The sequence below is a fragment of the Pseudoalteromonas phenolica genome, assembly GCF_044788725.1.
Lineage (GTDB): Bacteria > Pseudomonadota > Gammaproteobacteria > Enterobacterales > Alteromonadaceae > Pseudoalteromonas > Pseudoalteromonas phenolica_C.
This window is the reverse complement of the sequence record NZ_CP173161.1, coordinates 3,089,366-3,111,811: the sequence shown is the minus strand read 5'-3', so window position 1 is coordinate 3,111,811 and position 22,446 is coordinate 3,089,366. Positions and strand designations below refer to the sequence as shown.

Below are 22,446 nucleotides of genomic sequence, written 5' to 3'. Positions count from 1 at the left end.
AACCTCATGGATAGAAGAAAGTTTTTAGGCATGTGTTTAAAAGGTGGGGTATCAATGGCCGCCTTAACACAGCTGCAACTGCAAGCATTTCAAGGTTCAACAGCGATTGATGACGGTGATTACAAAGCGCTGGTTTGTGTATTTTTATCGGGGGGAAATGACTCGCTAAATATGTTGGTGCCGCTGGAAGGTGAAGCGCGTAGTTTATATGAATCAAGCCGACAAAATTTAGCGATTGCTAATCCGCTGGCTTTAGCGCCAGAGACTTCGCAAGAGGGTGGCGTAGGTTTGCATAACTCTCTGGCTCCATTACAAAACTTATTTGCTGAAAAACAATTGGCTTTTGTAACTGGTGTAGGGAGCCTTATTACACCGACGACGCAGCAAGATGTGATCAATAAATCAGTACCTTTACCTTTGCATTTATTCTCACATAACAAACAGCAAGCGACCTGGATGTACGGCAAAGAGCAGAGCTCAATTAATACCGGATGGGGCGCGCGATTATTAGAGCGCCTTGAACAAGCTGATAGGTTTGGTGGCAATATTTCGCTTTCAGGTATGAATCACTGGCAAACCAGCGTAAATAGTATGCCATTTAGTTTGAGCACCAATGGCATTAGCCAAATCAACGCCTTAAGTGGTCGTCAGGAGCGCAATGAGCATGTCAGCAGTTTATTTAATCGAGTTTTAACTGGGCAGAAGAATCCGCTTGGTCAAGCTTATGGCACTAGGGTGAAGGCCTCGATAGACAAAACCTCAGCGATGAACTTGGCGTTACAAGAGTCCGATCCCATTGATGGGGTATTTTCAGGCAGTGTGCTGTCGAGAAGATTACGCACTATCGCGCGCACCATTTCGATCCAATCTCAACTAGGTTGTAAGCGCCAAGTATTTTATGTCTCTATGGGGGGCTTTGACACCCATGGCGATCAAAGCCGTAGTCATGCGTCGTTGCTTGGTCAATTATCTCAGTCACTGTCTGAGTTTAATCAAGCCATGACTTATCTGGGTCAGCAAAATAATGTCACTACGTTTACCATGAGTGAATTTGGTCGAACCTTAACGTCAAATGGTAATGGTACCGATCACGGTTGGGCTGGAAACCATATTGTGATGGGGGGCGCGGTGAATGGCGGCGATTTGTATGGCAAGTTGTTGACTCAGCATCTTAATGGACCGAGAGATACGCGCGGTGGTCGACTTATTCCCGAAGTTGCCAATGAGCAGTATTTTTCAACCTTAGCAAGGTGGTTTGGCGTGCCTGACTCTGAGCTGGTAGATATCTTCCCGAACTTGGCTAACTTCAATCAGCATACACTCGGGTTTTTGTAATTTCTTTTATAGCTAAATTTCAAAGCCACAATCGAGATGAGTGTGGCTTTTTGTTTTTGGGTATTCATGGTTTACTAAGCGAAAATAATAATGTGGTTTTCTGATGTCTTATTTAGCCTTTGTAACCTGTTTATGGGCGTTTTCTTTTAGCTTAATTGGCGTGTATTTGGCAGGGCAAGTCGATGCTTGGTTTAGCGCTTTTAGTCGAGTGGCACTCGCAACTTGCGTGTTTATCCCTTTTTTAATCCGCTCACGTATTCCTAAAGATCTCATTCTTAAATTAATGGCCATCGGTGGTGTGCAACTCGGTTTAATGTACGGGTTTTACTATCACTCGTTTTTGTTTTTGAGTGTGCCCGAGGTATTGCTGTTTACTGTGATGACGCCGGTTTATATCACTTTACTCAATGATCTGCTAGATAGGCAATTTAACGGCAAATATCTACTGGTTGCGGTGATAGCCGTTATAGGTGCGGTTGCCATTCGTTATGAAAATCTAGACGGTGAGTTTTTATTTGGTTTGTTGCTGGTACAAGGCGCTAACTTTTGTTTCGCAACAGGGCAAGTGACGTATAAGCGTTTAATGCAAGACAGTGAACTTGATCATAAAACCGTGTTTGGCTGGTTTTTTGTCGGTGCATTAGTCGTGTCTTTGCTGTTCTTTTTGTTGTTCGGCAATATAGACAAGCTACCAACGACCAGCACTCAGTGGGGCATATTAATTTACCTTGGATTGGTGGCCTCTGGCTTTGGTTATTTTGCGTGGAATAAGGGCGCAACCTTAGTGGATGTAGGCGCACTTGCGGTGATGAATAATGTACTTATTCCCGCGGGTATACTGGTTAATTTGGTTATTTGGAACAGGGATGCCGATTTAATCAGGCTTACCATTGGGGGCGGTATTATTTTGCTGGCTCTGTGGGTTAACCAAAAACTTGCTACAGGTCGCTAAGCGACCTGAGCTTTATTAAGGCTAAATTGCTGTCGGTACTGGTTGGGCGTAGAGCCTGTAAATTGCTTGAAAGCGCGAGTAAATGGCCCGACCGACGCAAAGCCGCTTTCAAGACCGATTACTAACACGGGCCAATGCGATTTATCCGACTCAGAGAGAAGTTGTTTAGCGTGCTCGACCCGAAGTTGATTTATGTAATGGTTAAAGTTTCGAGCACCGAACCCCTCTTTTAGTACTCGGCTGACCTTATACTCAGGTAAATCGAGTTGCTTGGCTAAATCACCTACTTTCAGATTTGCTTGTAGATATAGTTTTTGGTCTATCAATAATTGTTGAATGGTGTCTTTCAGTTCAATGTCTTGTGACTCTTCGGTTTGCATTACCAAAGAGCTAATTTTTATTTGCGTGTCACTTATGTTGGGTTTGAGAGCACTTACTATCGTTGTGTTTTTTGATTTTTTTGGATTATGACTAGAGCTAGATTTAAAACGCCAAAACATCAGTATTTGTGTAACAAGCAGCATAAAAATAGTGATACAGGCGATGATGGCTTCTTTAATATGTGGCGTGTCTACAAAGTAGCCTTTGGCGACCTTGCTAATGAGTACCGCAGAGATGATGGCACACAAATAAAACACACGCTGTTTCTGTTGGGTCTTAGAGGCTTGTTTAAACCCTCTAAATGCTTCCCATATAGATAAAACAATAATTGCAGAAGACAGCAAAATAGTGATTTCGGTGAGCGTATATTTAGCAAAACTCAAACGGCTTGATTCTATCTGCCACAGTTCAGTGACAAACAAATAGCCTTTGCTCATCATGATTAACACAGCAATGCCAATGGCAAGTGCAATATGCTGCACACCGATGGCATTATTCCCTCTAAAATAACTACGCACAAACAACCAATAGCAGTTACAAGTAGCGCAAGCTCCTAGCCCGACTAGGTATTGGTAAGCCCCCAAGCTGTCAGCAGATAATTTTTGTATTACGCCCATGGCAACCGAGCCACAAAATACCGCAAATAAAATATGCGTCGTATGCTTGTTTTTTACCCACAATTGAGCGAATAAGCAGGTTAATGCCACGATAAGCTGAATGGAATAAATGTTTGATAAGGTCATCAGGGGCGCTCCAAAGTAACACCTCAGAGTTTATCTAATCGTTTGTTCTGTCTCAATTACGCGTTTGTAAGAAAGCGTGTTGTATTTTATTAGATAATGAGGTGAGTAAAAAAGTTAGCTTTATTTTCATGGCTTTATGCGGAGTTTGAGTGTTCACTCGCTAAATCTATAAGAGCTATAATTACTAAAACATAGGCCGATTTTAAAATTCGGTGCGATCCTATTTCGCATCAATGCCAAGCTGCTTACATCAAATTAGAGTAAGGAGCGTGTTATGGAACAGCTAACCGTTAATCAAAAAAATATCTGGGGAATGTCAGCCGATTCTGCACTTAAAAAGGCCGTGACTAGTTGGGTCAGTATTGTATTAGTCGGGCAATGGGCGTTTGCCGTTTATATTCTCAGTTTGTATGCCATCCCTTTATTAATAGGGGCCGTGCATCAGGCAGATGAAATCTCTCCTGCAAGAGGGTTTGATACCAGTGCGGGTTTTGATTCCATCATGTTTTTTAGCCATATTTTGCCAGCGGCGATTATGGCAACCACTGGCCTTGCGCAAATAATTCCAAAAATACGCAAAACCTATCCTAAGTTTCACCGTTGGAATGGCCGCCTATTTTTTGCTTTAGGCCTGTCTGGTGCGGTTACGGGATTGTACTTAACTTGGGGCGCAGGTATTCGCTTTAGTGACATAGGTGCGTTAGGTGTCACATTAAACGGCATGCTTATATTAGTTGCCATATTCTTTGCTTGGAAAACCGCTGTTAAAAAGCAATTTTCTCAGCATCAGCGCTGGGCAGTGCATGCCTTCATTTTAGTGAATGGGGTTTGGACTTTTCGTTTATTTTTAATGGGCTGGTACTTAGTTAACCAAGGCCCAAATGGCAATAATGGTAACCTAGATGGTCCAATGGACCTGACCTTATCTTTTGCTTGTTACTTGTTGCCTATGTTGTTTGCTGAACTTATCTTTTGGGCAAAGCGCAGTAAAACTGAAAACATAAAATGGCTTGCTGCTATGACTACCTCTGTCGCGGCCGTGATCACGTTAATCGGTGTTATTGCTGCAGCCATGATGATGTGGGGGCCAAGAGTCTCTATGGTGATAGAGTCTATTTTTTAAACTTCAGAGTCTGTTATAAGGCTTAAATTTAAAAATAAAATATTGGTTATAAAGGGTGGTTTTTTCTAGTTGGTTTCATTCTTTAGGATGTTTTCTTTATTTGCATTAAGAAAGCATTCAGACAAACTATGTCATCTTCATGCTCACTATTTAGCAAGTCAGACAAAAAGCTAAAGCTAATTGCCTAGCGTCTAGTGACTAGCTTCTAGTCACTAGTGCTTATGTCTGATTTTATCTGTCTTTTAGTTTCTAAAGGCAGAATTAATCTATAGTCATTAAGACACGTTCCTAGCAATGGAATAAAGGTGAGTAATTATGAATAAGTTTGTAGCAGGTACCGCGTTATCACTCTTAACCCTCTCAATCATGGGGTGTGGTGGTGGTAGTAGCGATGACTCAGAGCAAAATCCGCCAACACAGCAACAGCCTCAGGCAACCGTTGGTAGCGCAAAAATTAATATTTCAGGTCTACCAAGTGACTCAAGCGCGAACATTACTGTCTCTGGGCCAAATGGTTATAGCCAAACACTGACAAGCGAAGAAGAGCTAAAAAATCTTGTTGTTGGTGACTACACAGTTGCGGTCACAGCCGTCACAGTTAATGGCGTAACCTATTCTGCGAGTAATTCTGAGCAAACTATTACTATTTCTGAAAACCAAGTGACGACACTAGATGTCACATACCAAGCGCCGATAGTGAGCAGTGGTGTGATCACAGGCTTTGGCAGTGTGTATATTAATGGTGTGCGATTCAATACCGACAATGCCGCTTTCTCAACCGATGACAAAGACAACGACTCTGAAGATGCGCTAGAAGTGGGCATGGTTGTCACCTTAGAAGGTGCAATGGGTGCCAATGGCGAAACGCCAACTGCGAGCAAAATTAAATATAACGCTTCAGCGGAAGGCCCAGTTTCAGAGATCAACTTGGCTGAGCAATCATTCACTGTTTTAGGCCAAGTTTATTATGTGGACGAATTCACTGAATTTGATGATGAGCTTACCTTTGAGGCCTTATTAGTCGGTGATTATGTCGAAGTTAGTGCCAAGCAAAATGCGCAAGAGCAGTGGCTTGCAACCCGCATTGAAAAGTCATCGGATTCAGAAGATATTAAGTTAAAAGGCACAGTTGCTGAGCTTAATACGGAAAGTAAACAATTCAACATCGGTACTTTAGTTGTTGATTACAGCTCTGCAGACGTAGATGGCGAGCTTGCGAATGAGGTCATGGTTAAAATCAAAGCCTCAAGTGAGCCTGTCGATAATGTTCTAACCGCCGATGAAGTTGAAGTTAAAACAATGCCATTTGCTGCAGGACAAAAAGTGTTTGTGGAAGGTGAAATTGATGATTTCGAGTCAGCATCCTTGTTTGAAGTGAACGACCAAATAGTGATCACTAACGAGCAAACCGTATTTGCAGTGGGCAAGCTTGAAGATCTACAAGAGGGTATTCAAGTGGTTGTCAGTGGTGCGTTAAACGAAGAAAACCAGCTGGTGGCGCACTTAATTCGCTTTAAGCAAGTAACTAAACTCAAGTTAGAAGGTTTAGTGTCTGAGGTAAATGAAGACGACAACGAATTAGAGCTAATGGGCACAACGGTGACCATTAATGAGTTCACGCAATTTATTGATGTTTCAAAAGCCAAAGTACGTCGCTTTAGATTGGATGATATTAATGAAGGCGACAAGCTAGTGGTGAAAGCGGCAAAAGTTGCAGACGACGTTGTTGCCAGACAAGTGAAGCGTTTCAAGGTTGCCGCTGATGTGAATGCCAATGAGTTTGTGAATAAGCTTGAAGGTGAAGCGAGTGCGATTTCTGAGATGGGCTTTACCGTAGAAGGTATTCGCATTGAAACCTCAGAGCTGACTAAGTTCGAAGCAGATAATGGCGATTCACTTTTACAAGCTGAGTTCTTCGAGTTATTAGCCGAAGGGGATGAAGTGGAAGTAAAAGCTGTGCAGCAAGAAGATGGCACCTTCTTAGCGGTTAAAGTTGAGATTGATAACGACAATGACGCCGATGAGGCGCGCTATGTCGACCTTGAAGGTGTGATTGACTCGTTTACCTCTTTAACTGAGTTTAGCGTAAACGGCCATGCAGTCACGACACAGCTTAATACCCGTTATGCGGGTTTCAACCCTGAGCAACTATCTGTTGGTGTGGCCGTTGAAGTTAAAGGTGAGTTAAACGCAGAAAGCGTGATTGTAGCGCGTAAAATTGAGCTCGACTCAGAAGATGGTAGCGATGAGCGCGAAGCTGAAATTGAAGGTAAGATCGGTGAATTTACTTCTGTGCAGTTATTCAAAATTGGCGAGCAAGTAATTGTAACTAATGACCAAACTGAGTTTAAACACGGTACAGCGTCAGACTTAGCCCTTGATGTCGAGGTTGAAGTTGAAGGTGAGATCAACAACGACGGTGCCCTTGTTGCTAAAAAGGTCGAATTTGCAGAGCAAGATGAATTCGAAGTTGAAGGTAAAGTAACAGAATTTGTCTCATCTACTGACTTTGCTATTGGCGAGCAGAAAATCACCACCACAACTGACACTGAGTTTAAAAATGGCTCGGCGGCGATGTTGCAGCTTGGTGTGGAGCTTGAAGTTGAAGGCACACTTAATGAAGAGCAAGTGCTAGTCGCCAAAAAAGTCGAGTTTGAAGAAGTCGACGAAGTTGAAGTAGAAGGCGAAGTTACTCAGTTTACTTCATTAACTGACTTTGTTGTCGATGGTAAAACCATAACCACGAATGCAAACACGCGCTTTGTTAAAGGTAAAGCGACGGATCTTAAGCAAGGTGTAAAAGTCGAAGTGAAAGGCTTTTATAATGAGAACCAAGTGTTAGTGGCCACGAAAGTGAAGTTTGAAGATTAATTTAAATACGCCACAAAGATATTGATGTGTTAAGCAACCAAGCCGTACTTTTTAAGTGCGGCTTTTTTGATTTTTATGAAATTAAATTTAGTTCGTTTTTTAGTGTGATAGTTTTAATTTATCAATAGTCTATATTTGATAGATTTTTTATTTAAAACTCAGCCTCTGATAAAAGGAAACAGCTGCAAGGCATCTTCAATGATTTGCTTCTTATGGTTTTTCTCTAAGAAAATGGCATAAACATCGCGGTAATAAGTGGGCGCTTCAGGCACCAAATGCAGTTTTTGTTTTCTGAGCTCTGTAAAGCACATTTGATTAGGCAAATAGGCTGCACCACCGGCTTCAAGTATAAAATTCATAGCAATACGCGGTTGGTTCATATGATGGCGGGTATTCAGTGCATCACCAAAGTCTTTTATTACCTGGTTATTAATAGATTCGCCGTAGTCTACCATAACCCAGTTTTCTAGCTCTTCAATGCTGTTAACAGCCTGAGTGGATACCAGTTTAAGGGGAATTGTAGCCACTTTTTTGGCTTCGATGTCATCAATAAAAGGCGGTTCAAATAAGAAAGCAATATCAACCATGCGATTTTGTACTTGTTTACGCAGCTCAAGCGGTGAATAGGTTTGCGTGAATAGATTAACGTCGTCTAGATTACGATGAATTTTTTGTAGCCAGTCGTGTAAAACCATATCCCAAATCGACATCATGGCACCGACAAACAATTGAGTTGAACTGGCATCGCCAACCCCGACATCTTGCTTGACCTTTTGCCACATAGTGAGAATTTCGTTGGCGTGCTTAACCAGCTTGTGACCTTCGGCAGTTAGCTTTAAGCGTTTGTTTGCTCTATCAAAAAGCAGTACACCAAGATCTTCTTCTAACAGTTTAATGCGTGCACTGACTGCAGCTTGAGTCACAAATAAATTTTCAGCAGCCACTCTAAAGTGCAATGTTCGGCTCACTTCTAAAAACGTCATTAGCAGTTCAGTACGCATGGTTTCTCTCGGATTTATTGATAAAAAATTTTATTCAACAAGGTTATTTTATTTAGTTTTTCTTTTCAAATTGTTTGCCCTACATTTGCTCCCGTATTCACACACTAACATTTAATTTTTTTGGAAAAGAACATGAAAATTGCCATTCTTTCTTGTGGACCTGAACTTTACTCTACTAAGCGTTTATTAGAGTCGGGACTTGCACGTGGGCATGAGGTCGATGTTATCGACACATTACATTGCTACATGGATATCACCAGTAGCCGCCCAACTGTGCGTTACCACGGTGAAGAATTACCTAAATACGATGCGATTATTCCGCGTATTGGTTCATCAATTACGTTTTACGGCACAGCAGTTGCGCGCCAGTTTGAAATGATGGGCACATTTAACGTGAACGAGTCGGTGGCAATTAGCCGCTCGAGAGACAAGTTACGTTCATTACAATTATTATCGCGTCGTGGTATTGGCTTACCGCGTACCGGCTTTGCAAGTAAGCCTGACAATATTAAAGACTTAATCAAAAACGTCGGTGGTGCGCCTCTGGTCATTAAATTACTTGAAGGTACGCAAGGCATTGGCGTAGTGTTAGCTGATACGTCAAAGGCAGCAGAAAGCATCATCGAAGCTTTTATGGGGCTTAAAGCAAACATTTTAGTTCAAGAGTATATTAAAGAAGCGGGCGGTGCAGATATTCGTTGCTTAGTGGTTGGCGGCAAAGTCGTTGCGGCAATGAAGCGTCAGGCAGCAGAAGGTGAGTTTCGTTCAAACTTACATCGCGGCGGCTGTGCAGAAATTGTAAAGCTTAGCAAAGAAGAGCGTGAAACCGCAGTACGTGCCGCGAAAGTGATGGGCTTGAACTTCTGTGGCGTTGACTTACTTCGCTCGCACAATGGTCCTATGGTGATGGAGGTAAATTCATCGCCTGGTCTTGAAGGCATTGAAAAAGCAACGGGTTTAGATGTAGCAGCTAAACTCTATGAGTTTATTGAGAAAAAGAATGACGTGTCACCGCCAAGAAAATTAGCGGTGGGGTGAGGAGTCTAAATTAATGGCATTACCTGAAGACATTGTAATTGGTGAGCACCGTATCAAAGCGGGGCAGAGTGCAAAAGTCATGTTACCTGTAGCCAAGCTGTATACCGATGCGGAAGTTTCTCTTCCTGTTTTTATCAGTCGCTCGAAAAAAGCGGGACCGACCGTATTAATTTGCGCAGCGGTACATGGCGATGAACTGAATGGTATTGAAATTATTCATCGCTTAATTCGCGATAAAAAGCTTAAGCCATCGTGCGGAACTGTGATAGCAGTACCCATGGTAAACGTGTACGGCGTAATAAACCAAAGCCGTTATTTGCCCGATAGACGCGATTTAAATCGCAGCTTTCCGGGGTCGGCAAAAGGCTCATTGGCATCACGCTTGGCGAATATTTTCTTAAATCAATGTGTGTTGCATTGTGACTATGGCATCGACTTGCACACTGGTGCAATTCATCGTTCTAATTTGCCACAGATCAGAGCCAATTTAGACGAGGCAGATTTAAGTGGCTTAGCCAATGCGTTTGGTGCACCTGTGGTGATCAATACCACCAACCCGAAAGGCTCTTTGCGAGAAGCTGCGGCAAAGTCAGGCACAAAAATTATGGTGTATGAGGCGGGGGAGGCGCTGCGCACCGATGAGTTTTCTGTGCATATTGGCTATCGCGGGGTGCTAAATGTGCTGCGGGCTTTAAACATGTTGCCAAAATCGCGTAAAAAGAAAAGTAGCACCTTACCGTTTATTGCACATAGTTCTGATTGGATCAGAGCGACAGCCAGCGGCTTTGTATCGCATAAGCTTGAACTGGGTGAGCAGGTTGAGAAAGGCACAGTTCTGGCCGATGTGGTTGACCCGTTTGGTGAAGTCTTGGCGCAAGTAAAAGCGCCTCGTAAAGGCATTATCATCGGTAAGCAAAATATCCCTCTGGTGCAAGAGGGTGAGGCTATGTACCACATAGGCTATTTTACGGCTGATGAAGCTGAAATTTCTCAACATATCGACAATGAAGAAAATGCCATTGTCGACGGTGAAAGTGAGGCGCACTAGTGCGCCTTTGGAGTTAAGTATGTTAACTGTTGAACAAAATGCGAAGTTGCAAAGCTTAGATCAGGCGTTGCATGCCATGGTACAAGGAATTGATATACTTGATTCCGTTGCACCGATTAACTACCAAGAAGAAAGAGCAAGATTTTTTGCAAGTAATGCGACCGAGAATCCGAATTTCTTATACAAAGAAAATCAGTTCAATGTGTTTGCTAAAAAACGAGAGCTTTACCAGTTACCGGTGGAAACCTTAGGGGATGATGACTTAACGCAGCTTTACAGCGAAGTGATAGAGTCTTATGCCGATAAGCTTGATCAGTTTCGCTCGGTAGGCAGTGAGCAATTTATGTATGATTCGCTGCGTTATTACGGTGAGCCATCAGATAAAGACATTCGCAACGCTCAGTTTGTGCTGCATGTACCTGATTCTCTCTCGAAATCGTCAGGGAACTTGCTCAATGCAGATGCGATAGTTGCGCAAATGCATGAGTTTGCACAGACCCATGGCTATCGCTATGAGTTAGTAGTTGATGGCTCGATGATCGCCAATGCTTTGGTATCTGGCACTAAAGTTAAGATTAATGCGGCGGCCAGTTTAGGCGAAAAAGAAGTTGCAGCGCTTGCACACCATGAATTAGGTGTACATTTAGTGACAACCCTGAATGCCCAGACTCAGCCTTTAAAAGTGCTCTCTTTGGGGAGCCCGGTGAATACCACAAGCCAAGAAGGTATCGCTATTTTATGTGAATTTTTATCGGGTAACTTAACGGTATCGCGCTTAAAAATATTGGCATTGAGAGTACTTGCGGTGAAATCTATGTTAGATGAGCGCGACTTTAAACGTACTTATCAGTTTTTACTTGAGCAATATAATGTCAGTGAACAGTTAGCGTTCACGATTACAGCACGTGTTTATCGAGGCGGTGGTTTTACCAAAGATTATTTATATCTAAAAGGCTTCCACCAAATTCTGCACGCTTATGAAACCCGTGATGACTTTGTAAATTTACTCAGTGGTAAAGTGTCGCTAGAGCAGCTGGATGTGGTGACGAGTTTAATTAATAAATCGATTTTAAAAGCGCCGAGTTACATTAGCCCTGCCATTGAAAAACCGCAAAAGCTAGGTGAAATCGAACGTTTCTTATCGTTATCGATTAAATAGTTTGTGACATAAACAATGAGTTGAAAAAGGCGATGATTTTAATAGGTCATCGCCTTTTTAGTATTATTGCTTCACAAACCCCTCATTCAGCAGCATGAATATATGCGCGGCACTCCAAGAGAAGTTAGGTGCGCCTTGCTGCTCACCAGTTTCTGGGTTGTAGTTTTCACGAATGGGGGCGCTCTCCATCAAGCCATCGGCATTAGTTAAAAAGCGCTTCACCAGTTGTTTTGCTTCTTGCTCATAGCCGTAATGTTGTAACCCTTTTACACCAAAGTAAAATTGGTCGACCCATACACGGCCTCGCCAGTAGATGTTCGGGCCATAAGCTGGATTATTTTTGGCAGCCGTACCGAGCGGTACTTTGCTGTAAAAGGTCTTTGGGTTCATCATCACATCGCGAACTTGTTTCGCTTGTGCGGCTGTTGCCACTTGATTGAATAGCGGAGACCATCCTTCAGGGCCCATACCGCGCTCGATGATAGGCTTGCCAGCACAGCCATTTTTAAGCGGTGTGTTGTTAATGCGAATATCGTAATAAAAGCCCGTATTGGCATCGAACATGCACAGATTAATGTAGTTTTTTACTTGTTTTGCGTCGGCTTCAAACTGTTTGGCTTCGTTAGGTAAGTTGAGGATGTTGGCGATTTTCGCCAAATACAGGGTATCGGTATAAAAGTAACTGGCTTGGTCTACTGACTCTTGCAGTAAAGAATAGCCAAGTAGCTTACCTGTTGTATCACGGTTTTGGGCAAAATCTACTTGCCAATCAGCGGCATCACCGCCTTGCTTTACATAATCTGCAAGTTGGTTTTTGCTGATAAAGCCAAAGGTGGCCGCATCATCTCGGCCTGATTCCCAAGAGGCTGCGGTTTGTGCTGGGGCAAAAACTTGCTCACCCTGTGCTAAGAGTTTGCGGTAGTGAGCAAGCCCGTATTTGGTGGTTTTAGTCTTACCCTGCTGGTGAACAAATAACAATTCACCTTGCTCGTTGTTGTGGGCTTTATCTAGGGTTGCACCATACTCAGGAATACCATTTTGGTTGTGATCACGATTGCGCAGCCACCATGCACGATATGCTTTGAGTTTTGGATAAAGGGTTGCCAACCATACTTTATCTTGGTCGCTCTCATAGGCTTTCAATACCGCCCAAGCTGCAAGACTAGGCTTGGTATTGCGCTCATTCCAATTGCCACTGTCACCGCCGCGCTCTGGGCTTAGGTTGTAGCCGATTAGGTCGGGCAAAAAGCCTTCATCTTGCGGCCTGACTGTATCGCCAGTTTGAATTTGTTGATTGAATACCGTATCGATATTGGCTTTCGCTAATTGAGGGTGAAAGTCGCTGAGCGCATAGGCTTGCTTCCACGTATCCCAAGGCCAAGTTAAGTTACCCGAGAACCAACGCGCGGTGACCGATGGACTAACTGTGTCGGTGGTGATAGCACCTGCCGGACTGCGCCAATTACCTATTAAGGTCTCAATAGACTTAGCCATCAAGCGCTGCTGAGCAGGATGCTCTAGTTGCTGTAAAGGCTCAAGGTATTGCTGCCAGCGTACCTTACTTGCCTGCATAAATTGTTTTGGCGCTTTAAGCATTGCTTGATGACGCTCTTTAACCTCGGTGTGCTCTTTTGCGTTCAGAACATGGCTGAATAGGGTATAAAACGTCGTTGTGCCCTTGATATCAACTTGGCTGGTGTAGCTTTGTCCTTGAATGCGTGTGGTGGTTGCTAAAGATTTACTCATCACATAAGCCGAGCTGCCCGAGGTAAGTACACTATAAGGCGAACGCATTTGATTAAAATGCACGGTGATCCCTTGTGGCGTTGCTTTTAGGCTGGGTTGCAGTTGTGGGTGAGCTTGTTCAAGCGTGTGCTTTTTATCAAATTGCGCGAGTAGCTCGCCGTCAAACTTTAAAGTTAGCGGGAAGTCGCTCTCAATTTTAGTTTCAACCAGTGAAGTACGCGGGCCAACAAACATCAAAGTAAGGGTGACGGTTACGTCTTCGGCTTTAAGATGCTGAATAAGCTTGCCCGGCTCGCTCAACACCTTACCTGTAAGTGTCAGCTTTTTGCCATGTTTAAACACCTGTAAGCGGTCAAACCGTTTGGCGAGATACGTTAAATACTCTTCTTGAATGAGTGCATGACCGGTAAAACCGCCCAGCTCATCGGCTGAACTTGGCAACAAATGCCCGTGCCAAGCGCCAGCATCAAACAATGGGTTAAACGGGCTGTGACCAAATTTATCGGCGGGCTTCATCATATTTGGCTCGCCAATTCGGGTTAGGGTGTTTTGCAAATGCTCATTACTCGCTTGGCCTTGTGTGCAAAAGAGTGCGCTAAGCAAACCTATAAGCAGTGTATTTGCAGTTATCATAAAAGGGTTCTTCATGGTTTATTCACCGTAACTTACTTTAATTTCACGGGCTAATGCAGCGGCATTTTTATCACCAGAAAGCGGCGCTAGCGTAAAGCGATATTGCTGACTTTCGGCGGGAATGCGGTATTGCTTGTGAACAAGGCGACCCCATGAGGTATCACCGCCCACGCCCATTTGCTTATGATCAATATTTAGGGTGACAAGGTTGCGTACCGGCACATCAATGGCGTGCTTGGTGGTCACAGGCACAAGCCCTGATGCCGATGCACTGGCATCGCCCGAGTTAAAGTCGATATCGGCTTGCAGATAAGGCCAAGCACTGGCATTTAATACCTTGTCGCCTACCGCAAGCAGCCCTTCGCCTTGCGCGTTTTGCAATGCCATCCAGCGCACCTCGGTACGATTTGAATTCTCTTGCGGGCGAATGTAGTAATGGTGTTGCTCGGTCACAGGTGTGTTGAACACTGAAATTCGCGTTGAGGTTTTTCTGTCGGCGTAACTTTCGTGTGGACCTCGACCTAACCAAGACATATTTTTATATTCACCAAAGGTACTTAACTGCATGCCAACACGCGGAATGTCGGGCAAGGTTTGGTTATCATCCAGATTGAGTTGGTAATCAACCTGCACCAAGCCTTGCGCTGTGATCTGATAATTCAGCACTAAACTCCCTGCAAAATCTGGTGATTGATAGCGCGCAGTTACGCCCGATGTTTTGGCTTGTAAGGCGATGAGTTTGAGTCTATCAGTGGCACTTTGCCACATGGCCGCACGTACTTGCAGGTTATTACCTAAGTCATTGTCGGTTGGTGCACGCCAGAAATTTGGCTTAAGTGGTCGGGTTAACATGGCTTGTTTGTTAAAAGTAAGCTGTTGTAACCAACCCGTGCGTTTATCAAAGCTAAGCTGAGTGCCTGCGGCGTCAGCGATCAGCATGCCTTTTTGATGTGAATAGCTAGGTTTGCTTGGTTTGTTAGCGCTTTTTGCAGTTGATTTTAATTGCGATACTGGCAGTTTGAATTGCTCAAAAGCAATTTCATGACCAAGCGGCAGTAGCGGCTCTTGTGCTCTGGCATGCATGCTAAGGGTAACAAAGTATTCTTTGTCGCTGTAAGCTGGAAGGCCTTGAATATCAAAATTCAGTATGGCGGTTTTGCTCGGTTGCACGCTTGGCATGGCGCTATGGCCTTGTCTAACGGTTTCTCCGTCCGCTTCGATCTTCCAGCGCAGGTCATACTTTTTTAAGTCCGTGAATAAGAATTTATTTTGTACAGTCACTTGTCCTTTAAGTAGGTTATGTGCAGTAAATTTAACTGGTTGATAAACCTTTTTTACCTCAAAAGCGTGTGGATGAGGCTTACGATTTGGGTTCATCAGACCGTTATTTAAAAAGTTGCCGTCGGTTGGCAGAGTCGGGTGGAAGTCTTTGCCATAAGCAAAGTACGTTTCACCAAATTCATTGCGATATTCTTGTGATTGGTCCACCCAGTCCCAAATAAAGCCTCCTTGCAGCACTTCGTATTTTTCAATGGCATCCCAATAGTCTTGCAAGTTACCTACAGAATTGCCCATAGCATGGGCGTATTCAATCATAATAGCGGGTCTATCTGGGTTATTGCTGGCGTAGTTAACCAGTTTTTCGATTGACGGATACATAGGCGCAAAGATATCTGTGTAATGCTCAAGCTCGGCAGGTTCGTATTGCACTACGCGCAGATCATCATTGTCTTTTAACCATTGGTAGGTGTTGGCAAACACCTCGCCATGTCCGGCTTCGTTGCCCAATGACCAAATGATGATAGAAGGGTGATTTTTATCACGCTCAAACATACGTTGGGTGCGGTCAAGGTGTGCAGGCAACCAACTCATTTCATTGCCAAGTTGGGTTTTCTCGTCAATGGCCAGCGGGTGTGATTCTATGTTGGCTTCATCGATGACGTATAAGCCATATTTGTCGGTTAAGTCATACCAGTAAGGATGATTTGGGTAGTGGCTAGAGCGTACCGCGTTGATATTAAACTGCTTCATCAGTTTGATATCTTGCTCCATTGATGCTTTATCGACCACATGACCGCGGGTTGGTGAAGTTTCATGGCGGTCAACGCCGCGAATAACAATCGGCTTACCATTGATAGTCAGTTGTTTATTTACAATCTCAATATGCCTAAAGCCAATTTCATCACGCAACACTTCGAGTAATTCACCTTGTTGGTTATAGAGGCTCATCACTAGGGTATATAGACTTGGCGTTTCTGCTGACCAAAGCCGTGGGTTAGCTATTTGCTCTGAAAAGCTGATTTGTTGTGTGCCTTGGGCTTTTGCCGTGAATTTTTTTGTGGCTTTGGCGACAACAGTATGGTTTGCTTTGGGGTCGAGTAACTCAAATTTTGCGGTAAGCTGAGCGTTATTTTTTTGATAGTTTTTAACGTCTAACTCAAGTTCTAATGTGCCTTTATCAAAGCGTTTGTTTAAACGAGGTTTGGCATGAAAATCAAAAATACGCTGTTTTGGCGTGGCGTATAAATAGACGTCGCGCTCAATGCCTGAAATTCTCAGCATATCTTGGCTTTCTAGATAACTGGCGTCACTCCAACGGCGTAACCTGAGCGCGAGTAAGTTGTCGCCTTGTTGTACAAACTCGGTAATATCAAACTCAGCAGGAGTTTTAGCGCCTTGGCTAAAGCCGACCTTTTCACCATTTAGCCATACATCGAGCGACGATTTTGCAGCGCCTACATGTAAAAACACTTGTTTATTTTGCCACGACTCAGGCAAGGTGAAAGGCTTTCGATACGAGCCTGTTGGGTTGTATTCAAGTGGAACATCAGGCCATTTTGTAGTAAACGGAAAGCGCTCATCTAAGTAAATTGGGTAGCCATAGCCCTCAACCTCCCAGTTGCCCGGCACGGGTATTTGCCCCCAGCTAGAATCATCAAAACTCGGCTGTTCAAACCCTTTAGGTGGATTAATCGCAGAGCGTTGCCAGTGAAATTGCCACATGCCATTAAGCAGCAAATAGTTATCGCTTTGAGCTGGGTCATCTTGCATAGCGCCCGCTAAGCTTTGATAGCTAAACCCAGAGGCACGCGGGGCTTGTTTATTGATGGCAAATACTTGGTGGTCTTGCCATGGTGCTTTGGCGAAAACGCTCTGACATAGCAGAGTAGTGAGTATGCTCAGGCTAAATATTACAAAAGGTTTATTTTTCATTGTTGTCATCTTAGCTGTGTTGTTTATTTTTAAAATTGCGCTTTAAATACAATATACAATTGTTTTTTGTAGTTCTTTCCTAAGGTTTTATGTTGCTCTGCTTTTGCTAGCTAGCCTTAAGTTTAAAGTTTAATTTTGTCGTTCAACTTGGTTTTCATTTAGGCTCTGTTTTGGAGCTGTTGTTGGCGTAAATGCCGTTGATTGTCGCTCGATTAATGCTGGCTGATAGCGATGCGAATGTGCTGTTTTATCTAACTGAGTGTGTTTATTAATAGCTAACAGCGCTGCGTGTTTTGCAATGGCTTCGACAGGGTAGTGCAAGGTGGTGAGCTTAGGTCTGCTGTAATGAGCAAGGTAAATATCATCAAAGCCAATCACCGAAATATCGTCAGGCACTTTAAAGCCCGCTTCTTCTAGGGCCGAAATTGCACCAATTGCCATGGCATCGTTGTAGGCGAAAAGTGCCGTAAATACTTGCTGATTTTTGAGTAAGGTATTGACTGCCTGCTCGCCACCGAGTTGATCAGGCGCGCCGTAAGTAACTTGCTCTTCACTTAATGTAAGTGTTTGCTTATCTAAAGCCGCTTTGAACCCTGACAGCCTGTGTTTGGGATCTTGAATTGGCAACTCACTCATAATGCTTGCAAAACGGCTGTGGCCTAAGGCGAGTAGGTGCTCAGCGGCCAACTGGCCTCCGAGTTCATCGTCGAGGTAAATGCAGTTTTCGGCTATTTCAGGAATATTTCGCGCCACCACGACCACGTTAGAATAGCGCTGTACGATATCGATCAATGCGCTATCGGCTAAATGCGTACAGTACAAAATTATGCCATCACAACGGCGTTGCAATAATGAATCAATGGCTTGTTGTTCTGAGTCACTACTGTTTTGGGCGGTACACAGTAGTACTTGGCTTTGATGCTGACGGGCTATGCTATCGACGCCTTTTGCTAAGCAAGCAAAAAATGGATCGCTGATGTCGGGCACCACTAATCCGAGTGTGGCGGTCTTTTGAGTGGAGAGTGCGCGCGCATTGACGTTTACCTGATAACCTAAGGTTTTCATCACAGCCAGTACATGCTCGCGGGTTTTGTCTCTTACTTTGTCATCTTGGTTTATCACGCGAGAAACGGTGGCAATAGATACCTTGGCTTCTCGGGCAACGTCTTTAATGGTGGCCATATTTGCTCTATTTGAACGCTTAGAAAAGGTGTAATTCTGAGCGATGGTAGCAGAGTGATTTTTTTATGTAAATTTACTTGCTAAAAAAAATGTAACCGTTTACATTTTTTTGTATACATTATCCTTTTGTGATTTGAGCATGACATTTGATGCAACAGAGCACCCCCATAGGCGGTTAAACCCGCTCATCAATGAGTGGGTGTTGGTATCGCCTCATAGAGCCAAACGGCCATGGCAGGGGCAAACAGAAAAACAGCCAGTATTAGCAACTACATCGTACGATGAAAGTTGTTATTTGTGTGCTGGTAATACACGTATTAACGGTGAGCAAAACCCTAATTACAGCCATACCTTTGTGTTTAACAATGATTTCGCGGCACTACAAAGTGAGCTACCAGTTCATCACTGCGACGACCCTTTATTTTCTATGCAGTCTGAACAAGGTGAAAGCCGTGTTATTTGTTTTTCACCGGATCACAGCAAGACATTGGCGCAGCTTTCGGTTGAACAAATTTATAAAGTGGTGCAAAGCTGGCAGGCGCAATATAGCGAACTTGGTGAAACCTATCAGTGGGTACAGGTGTTTGAAAACAAAGGCGCGATGATGGGGTGTTCTAATCCGCACCCTCATGGACAAGTTTGGGCGCAGCAGTCTTTACCTACCTTGGTTGAAAAAAAGCAGCAAGCGCAAGTTCAGTATTTTACAGAGCGAGGCGGGAATTTACTCGCAGATTATGTGGCCAGAGAAGTTCAACAACAAACACGGATTGTCGCTATTAATGATGATTGGCTGGTGGTGGTGCCATTTTGGGCGGCATGGCCGTTTGAAACCCTATTGTTACCGCGCTTTTCGGTTCAGCGTATGACGCAACTTACTGAGTCGCAAGGGCTCAGTTTAGCGGCTATTTTGTCTGAGTTGACCATTAAATATGACAATTTGTTTGAATGCGCGTTTGCTTACTCAATGGGCTGGCACGGTGCACCATTTGATGGACAAGCTCACCCAGAGTGGACACTGCATGCGAGCTTTTTTCCGCCTTTGCTTCGCTCAGCCAGTGTTCGTAAATTTATGGTGGGCTATGAAATGTTAGCAGAGCCGCAGCGCGACTTAACCCCAGAGCAAGCCGCCGAACGATTACGCGCTCAGTCTTTAACGCATTACAGCGAGAAATAATAATGTACCGTACTGAAATGATTAAACTCATCTTTGCTAAGCAGTTTGGCTATCAAGCTGAGCAAGTAAGCCAAGCGCCTGGGAGAGTAAACTTAATAGGTGACCACACTGATTACAATTTAGGGTTTGTGCTGCCCGCAGCAATTAACTTTGGCACTGATGTGGCCATCGCAAAGCGTGATGACAACACAATACGGGTATTAGCCCATGATCTTGATAATCAAATATGCGAGTTCGAGTTAACTGAACTTTTGTTTAACCCCGATTTGATGTGGGTAAATTATGTTGCTGGGGTGGTGTGTGTTATGCAAAAAGCAGGTATTGCACTACAAGGTACTGACATTGTCATCTCAGGTAACGTGCCGCAAGGTGCGGGGTTGAGTTCGTCGGCCAGTTTGCAAGTCGCTTTGATCAAAGCGTTTTCGGATTTATTTGAGTTGCAGATAGACGGTTTTACAGCGGCTAAGCTCGCGCAACAAGCCGAGAATGAATTTGTTGGCTGCAACTGCGGGATTATGGATCAGAGCATTTCGGCAATGGGCGCGAGCAATCATGCCATGTTACTCGATTGCCAAGATTTAACCTTTCAAGACGCCCCCATTCCAGACAACTTAGCCATTGTGATTGTTAATTCAAACGTCAAACGCGGCCTCGTCGAGAGTGAATATAACCAAAGACGCGAGCAATGCGAGCGAGTGGCCAAACACTTTAATGCACCAGCACTAAGAGCGGTGACTTTGGCTGAATTAGAGTCAGAGCAGGCAAACTTGAGTGAGTTGGACTATAAAAGAGCAAGGCATGTGATCACCGAAAACCAGCGAACCTTAGACGCATTAGATGCACTTAAAGCCAATGATATAAGCCAATTAGGGCGTTTGATGAATGCATCACATAGCTCATTGAAAGATGATTTTGCTACCAGCACAACTGAAATGGACTGCTTGGTCGCGCTGATACAATCACAAATTGCTGAGCAAGGTGGCGCGAGAATGACAGGCGGCGGCTTTGGTGGTTGCGTGGTGGCCGTGATGCCAAAAGCTTTGGTCAAAACTGTCACTGAGACCGTCAAAGCCGATTACCAAAAACAGACCGGGTTAAGAGCCGACGTGTATGTGTGCGCAGCCGTGCAGGGGGCTTTTAGAGCTTAGTCAATATAACTCAAGAAATTAGAAAAATAATAACGAGGAACATCATGAATATCAGTTTACACAGCACAGATATTGCTGTTTTTAGTGTCTATGTGCTCGGCTTATTAGCGATTGCGCTATGGATCTCTCGCAGCGAGAAAAAAGAGGGGGCTAATACCGAAGATTACTTTTTAGCTTCTAAGGCATTACCTTGGTGGGCGATAGGTGCATCACTGATTGCGTCAAATATTTCGGCCGAGCAGATCATAGGTATGTCGGGATCTGGGTATGCCATGGGGTTGGCGATTGCATCTTATGAATGGATGGCGGCGATCACGCTAATTTTAGTCGGTAAATATATGCTGCCGATTTTCTTAAAACAGCAAATTTACACCATGCCGCAGTATTTAGCGCAACGTTACGATGACCGTGTAAAAACCACAATGGCGGTGTTTTGGTTGGCCGTCTACGTGTTTGTGAATTTAACTGCTGTGCTATGGCTCGGTGGTCTTGCGATTGAAACTGTCGCGGGGGTTGATGCCTTATATGGCATGATGTTTTTAGTGGTGTTTTCGGTGGCGTATTCGCTTTATGGCGGTTTAAAAGCTGTGGCCTTTACCGATATTCTGCAAGTCACCCTACTGGTATTTGGCGGCTTATTCTTAAGTTATTTAGCGCTGGATGCGGTATCTGACGGACAAGGTGTGTTAGCTGGTTTTGGTGTGTTAACCGAACAAGTGCCAACGCACTTTGACATGATCTTGTCATCTGATAACGCACATTATATGAGTTTACCTGGGCTGTCGGTATTAATTGGTGGTATGTGGGTTATGAACTTTAGTTATTGGGGTTTTAATCAATACATTATTCAGCGCGCATTGGCGGCGAAAGATTTAAACGAAGCACAAAAAGGCATTGCCTTTGCGGCGTATTTAAAATTACTGATGCCATTGATTGTGGTACTGCCGGGCATTGCTGCTGTGGTGTTATATCCTGATTTAACCGCACCAGATAAAGCTTATCCGTCAATGATGTCGCTTATGCCTGTGGGAATAAAAGGCTTGGTATTTGCCGCGTTAGTGGCTGCGATTGTGTCGTCTTTAGCGTCGATGACTAACAGTATTTCGACTATTTTCACCATGGATATTTATAAAAAACTCCATGCTGAAAAAAGCCAATCTCATTATGTGAATGTTGGGCGCGTCACGGCTTTATTGGCTTTGGTCGTTGCACTTTTGGTTGCAAAGCCTTTATTAGGCCAATTTGAGCAGGCATTTCAGTACATTCAAGAATTCACAGGGTTCTTTACTCCGGGTATTGTGGTGATCTTTGTGATGGGCATGTTCTACAAAGGCACTACCGCCAATGGTGCACTGGCTGCGGCGTTTGGCTCTGCGCTGTTCTCATTAAGTTTGAAGTTTGCTATGCCAAGCTTACCTTTTATGGACCGTGTGGGTTTAGTATTTGTGCTGTGTTTACTGCTGTGTTTTGTGGTCTCAAAGCTGTTTAAAGCACATGAGCGTGACTCTCAAGGTACATCAGAGTGCGTGCAACTGAGTGATGTCAGTTTTGTAACTAAAACGGGATTCAATGTGGCCGCTTTGGGTGTGGTGGTGATCTTAATCGCTCTCTACGCTACTTGGTGGTAATCGTCATTTCTTTTTTAAACAGTAGGTATTTCACTTTTAAGTGAAGTACCTACTGTTTTCTTTATACACGT

The 22,446-nt window shown here is 43.9% G+C and carries 15 protein-coding genes; 10 read left to right on the top strand and 5 right to left on the bottom strand.

The annotated features are described in order from the left end of the window. The first annotated feature begins 6 nt into the window (after window positions 1-6). The gene (locus tag ACH784_RS14125; protein WP_404391226.1) at window positions 7-1,335 is read left to right on the top strand and encodes a DUF1501 domain-containing protein; all 1,329 of its coding nucleotides are present in this window, start codon (window positions 7-9) and stop codon (window positions 1,333-1,335) included. A 103-nt stretch (window positions 1,336-1,438) separates the two neighbouring features. After that, complete coding sequence (locus tag ACH784_RS14120; RefSeq protein ID WP_404391224.1) at window positions 1,439-2,287, top strand: carboxylate/amino acid/amine transporter; 849 nt, start codon at window positions 1,439-1,441, stop codon at window positions 2,285-2,287. Here the strand turns inward: ACH784_RS14120 and ACH784_RS14115 are convergent. After that, complete coding sequence (locus tag ACH784_RS14115) at window positions 2,284-3,411, bottom strand: helix-turn-helix domain-containing protein (RefSeq protein ID WP_404391222.1); 1,128 nt, start codon at window positions 3,409-3,411, stop codon at window positions 2,284-2,286. The two genes, ACH784_RS14120 and ACH784_RS14115, sit on opposite strands and share 4 nt — an antisense overlap. 274 nt (window positions 3,412-3,685) lie before the next feature. Between ACH784_RS14115 and ACH784_RS14110 the strand changes: the two genes are divergently transcribed. Next, window positions 3,686-4,534, top strand: coding sequence for a DUF2306 domain-containing protein (locus ACH784_RS14110; protein WP_404391220.1), 849 nt, complete (start codon window positions 3,686-3,688; stop codon window positions 4,532-4,534). Between the two features lie 315 nt (window positions 4,535-4,849). Further along, on the top strand, window positions 4,850-7,405 hold the full coding sequence (locus ACH784_RS14105; protein WP_404391218.1) for a DUF5666 domain-containing protein: 2,556 nt from the start codon (window positions 4,850-4,852) through the stop codon (window positions 7,403-7,405). 158 nt (window positions 7,406-7,563) lie between these two features. Here the strand turns inward: ACH784_RS14105 and ACH784_RS14100 are convergent, their stop codons facing one another. Beyond that, window positions 7,564-8,406, bottom strand: a complete 843-nt coding sequence (locus ACH784_RS14100; RefSeq protein WP_404391216.1) for a LysR family transcriptional regulator — start codon at window positions 8,404-8,406, stop codon at window positions 7,564-7,566. A 132-nt stretch (window positions 8,407-8,538) separates the two neighbouring features. Here ACH784_RS14100 and rimK point away from each other — a divergent pair, with 132 nt between their 5' ends. The 3 genes from rimK to ACH784_RS14085 are packed head-to-tail and all read left to right on the top strand — an operon-like array spanning window position 8,539 to window position 11,651. After that, window positions 8,539-9,444, top strand: a complete 906-nt coding sequence (rimK, locus tag ACH784_RS14095; RefSeq protein WP_058028976.1) for a 30S ribosomal protein S6--L-glutamate ligase — start codon at window positions 8,539-8,541, stop codon at window positions 9,442-9,444. 13 nt (window positions 9,445-9,457) lie between these two features. After that, entirely contained in the window at window positions 9,458-10,492 is a 1,035-nt protein-coding gene (locus tag ACH784_RS14090) for a succinylglutamate desuccinylase/aspartoacylase family protein (RefSeq protein WP_404391214.1), read from the top strand. A gap of 19 nt (window positions 10,493-10,511) precedes the next feature. Continuing rightward, window positions 10,512-11,651, top strand: coding sequence for a flavohemoglobin expression-modulating QEGLA motif protein (locus ACH784_RS14085; RefSeq protein WP_404391212.1), 1,140 nt, complete (start codon window positions 10,512-10,514; stop codon window positions 11,649-11,651). 63 nt (window positions 11,652-11,714) lie between these two features. On the opposite strand, the gene ygjK is transcribed toward ACH784_RS14085, so the two are convergent. The 3 genes from ygjK to ACH784_RS14070 form a co-directional block, all read right to left on the bottom strand. Next, window positions 11,715-14,045, bottom strand: coding sequence for an alpha-glucosidase (ygjK, locus tag ACH784_RS14080; RefSeq protein WP_404391210.1), 2,331 nt, complete (start codon window positions 14,043-14,045; stop codon window positions 11,715-11,717). A 3-nt stretch (window positions 14,046-14,048) separates the two neighbouring features. Then, complete coding sequence (locus ACH784_RS14075) at window positions 14,049-17,243, bottom strand: glycoside hydrolase family 2 TIM barrel-domain containing protein (protein ID WP_404391208.1); 3,195 nt, start codon at window positions 17,241-17,243, stop codon at window positions 14,049-14,051. Between the two features lie 129 nt (window positions 17,244-17,372). Beyond that, the gene (locus tag ACH784_RS14070) at window positions 17,373-18,425 is read right to left on the bottom strand and encodes a LacI family DNA-binding transcriptional regulator (RefSeq protein WP_404391206.1); all 1,053 of its coding nucleotides are present in this window, start codon (window positions 18,423-18,425) and stop codon (window positions 17,373-17,375) included. A 133-nt stretch (window positions 18,426-18,558) separates the two neighbouring features. On the opposite strand from ACH784_RS14070, the gene ACH784_RS14065 reads away from it, so the two are divergent. From ACH784_RS14065 to ACH784_RS14055, 3 genes are read left to right on the top strand one after another with little or no spacing between them, the layout of a single operon-like run. After that, entirely contained in the window at window positions 18,559-19,599 is a 1,041-nt protein-coding gene (locus ACH784_RS14065) for a UDP-glucose--hexose-1-phosphate uridylyltransferase (RefSeq protein WP_404391204.1), read from the top strand. A gap of 2 nt (window positions 19,600-19,601) precedes the next feature. Then, window positions 19,602-20,747, top strand: a complete 1,146-nt coding sequence (galK, locus tag ACH784_RS14060) for a galactokinase (RefSeq protein ID WP_404391202.1) — start codon at window positions 19,602-19,604, stop codon at window positions 20,745-20,747. A 44-nt stretch (window positions 20,748-20,791) separates the two neighbouring features. Then, a complete protein-coding gene (locus tag ACH784_RS14055) occupies window positions 20,792-22,375 on the top strand; it encodes a sodium/sugar symporter (RefSeq protein ID WP_404391200.1) in 1,584 nt (527 codons plus the stop codon). The last annotated feature ends 71 nt before the right edge of the window (window positions 22,376-22,446 follow it).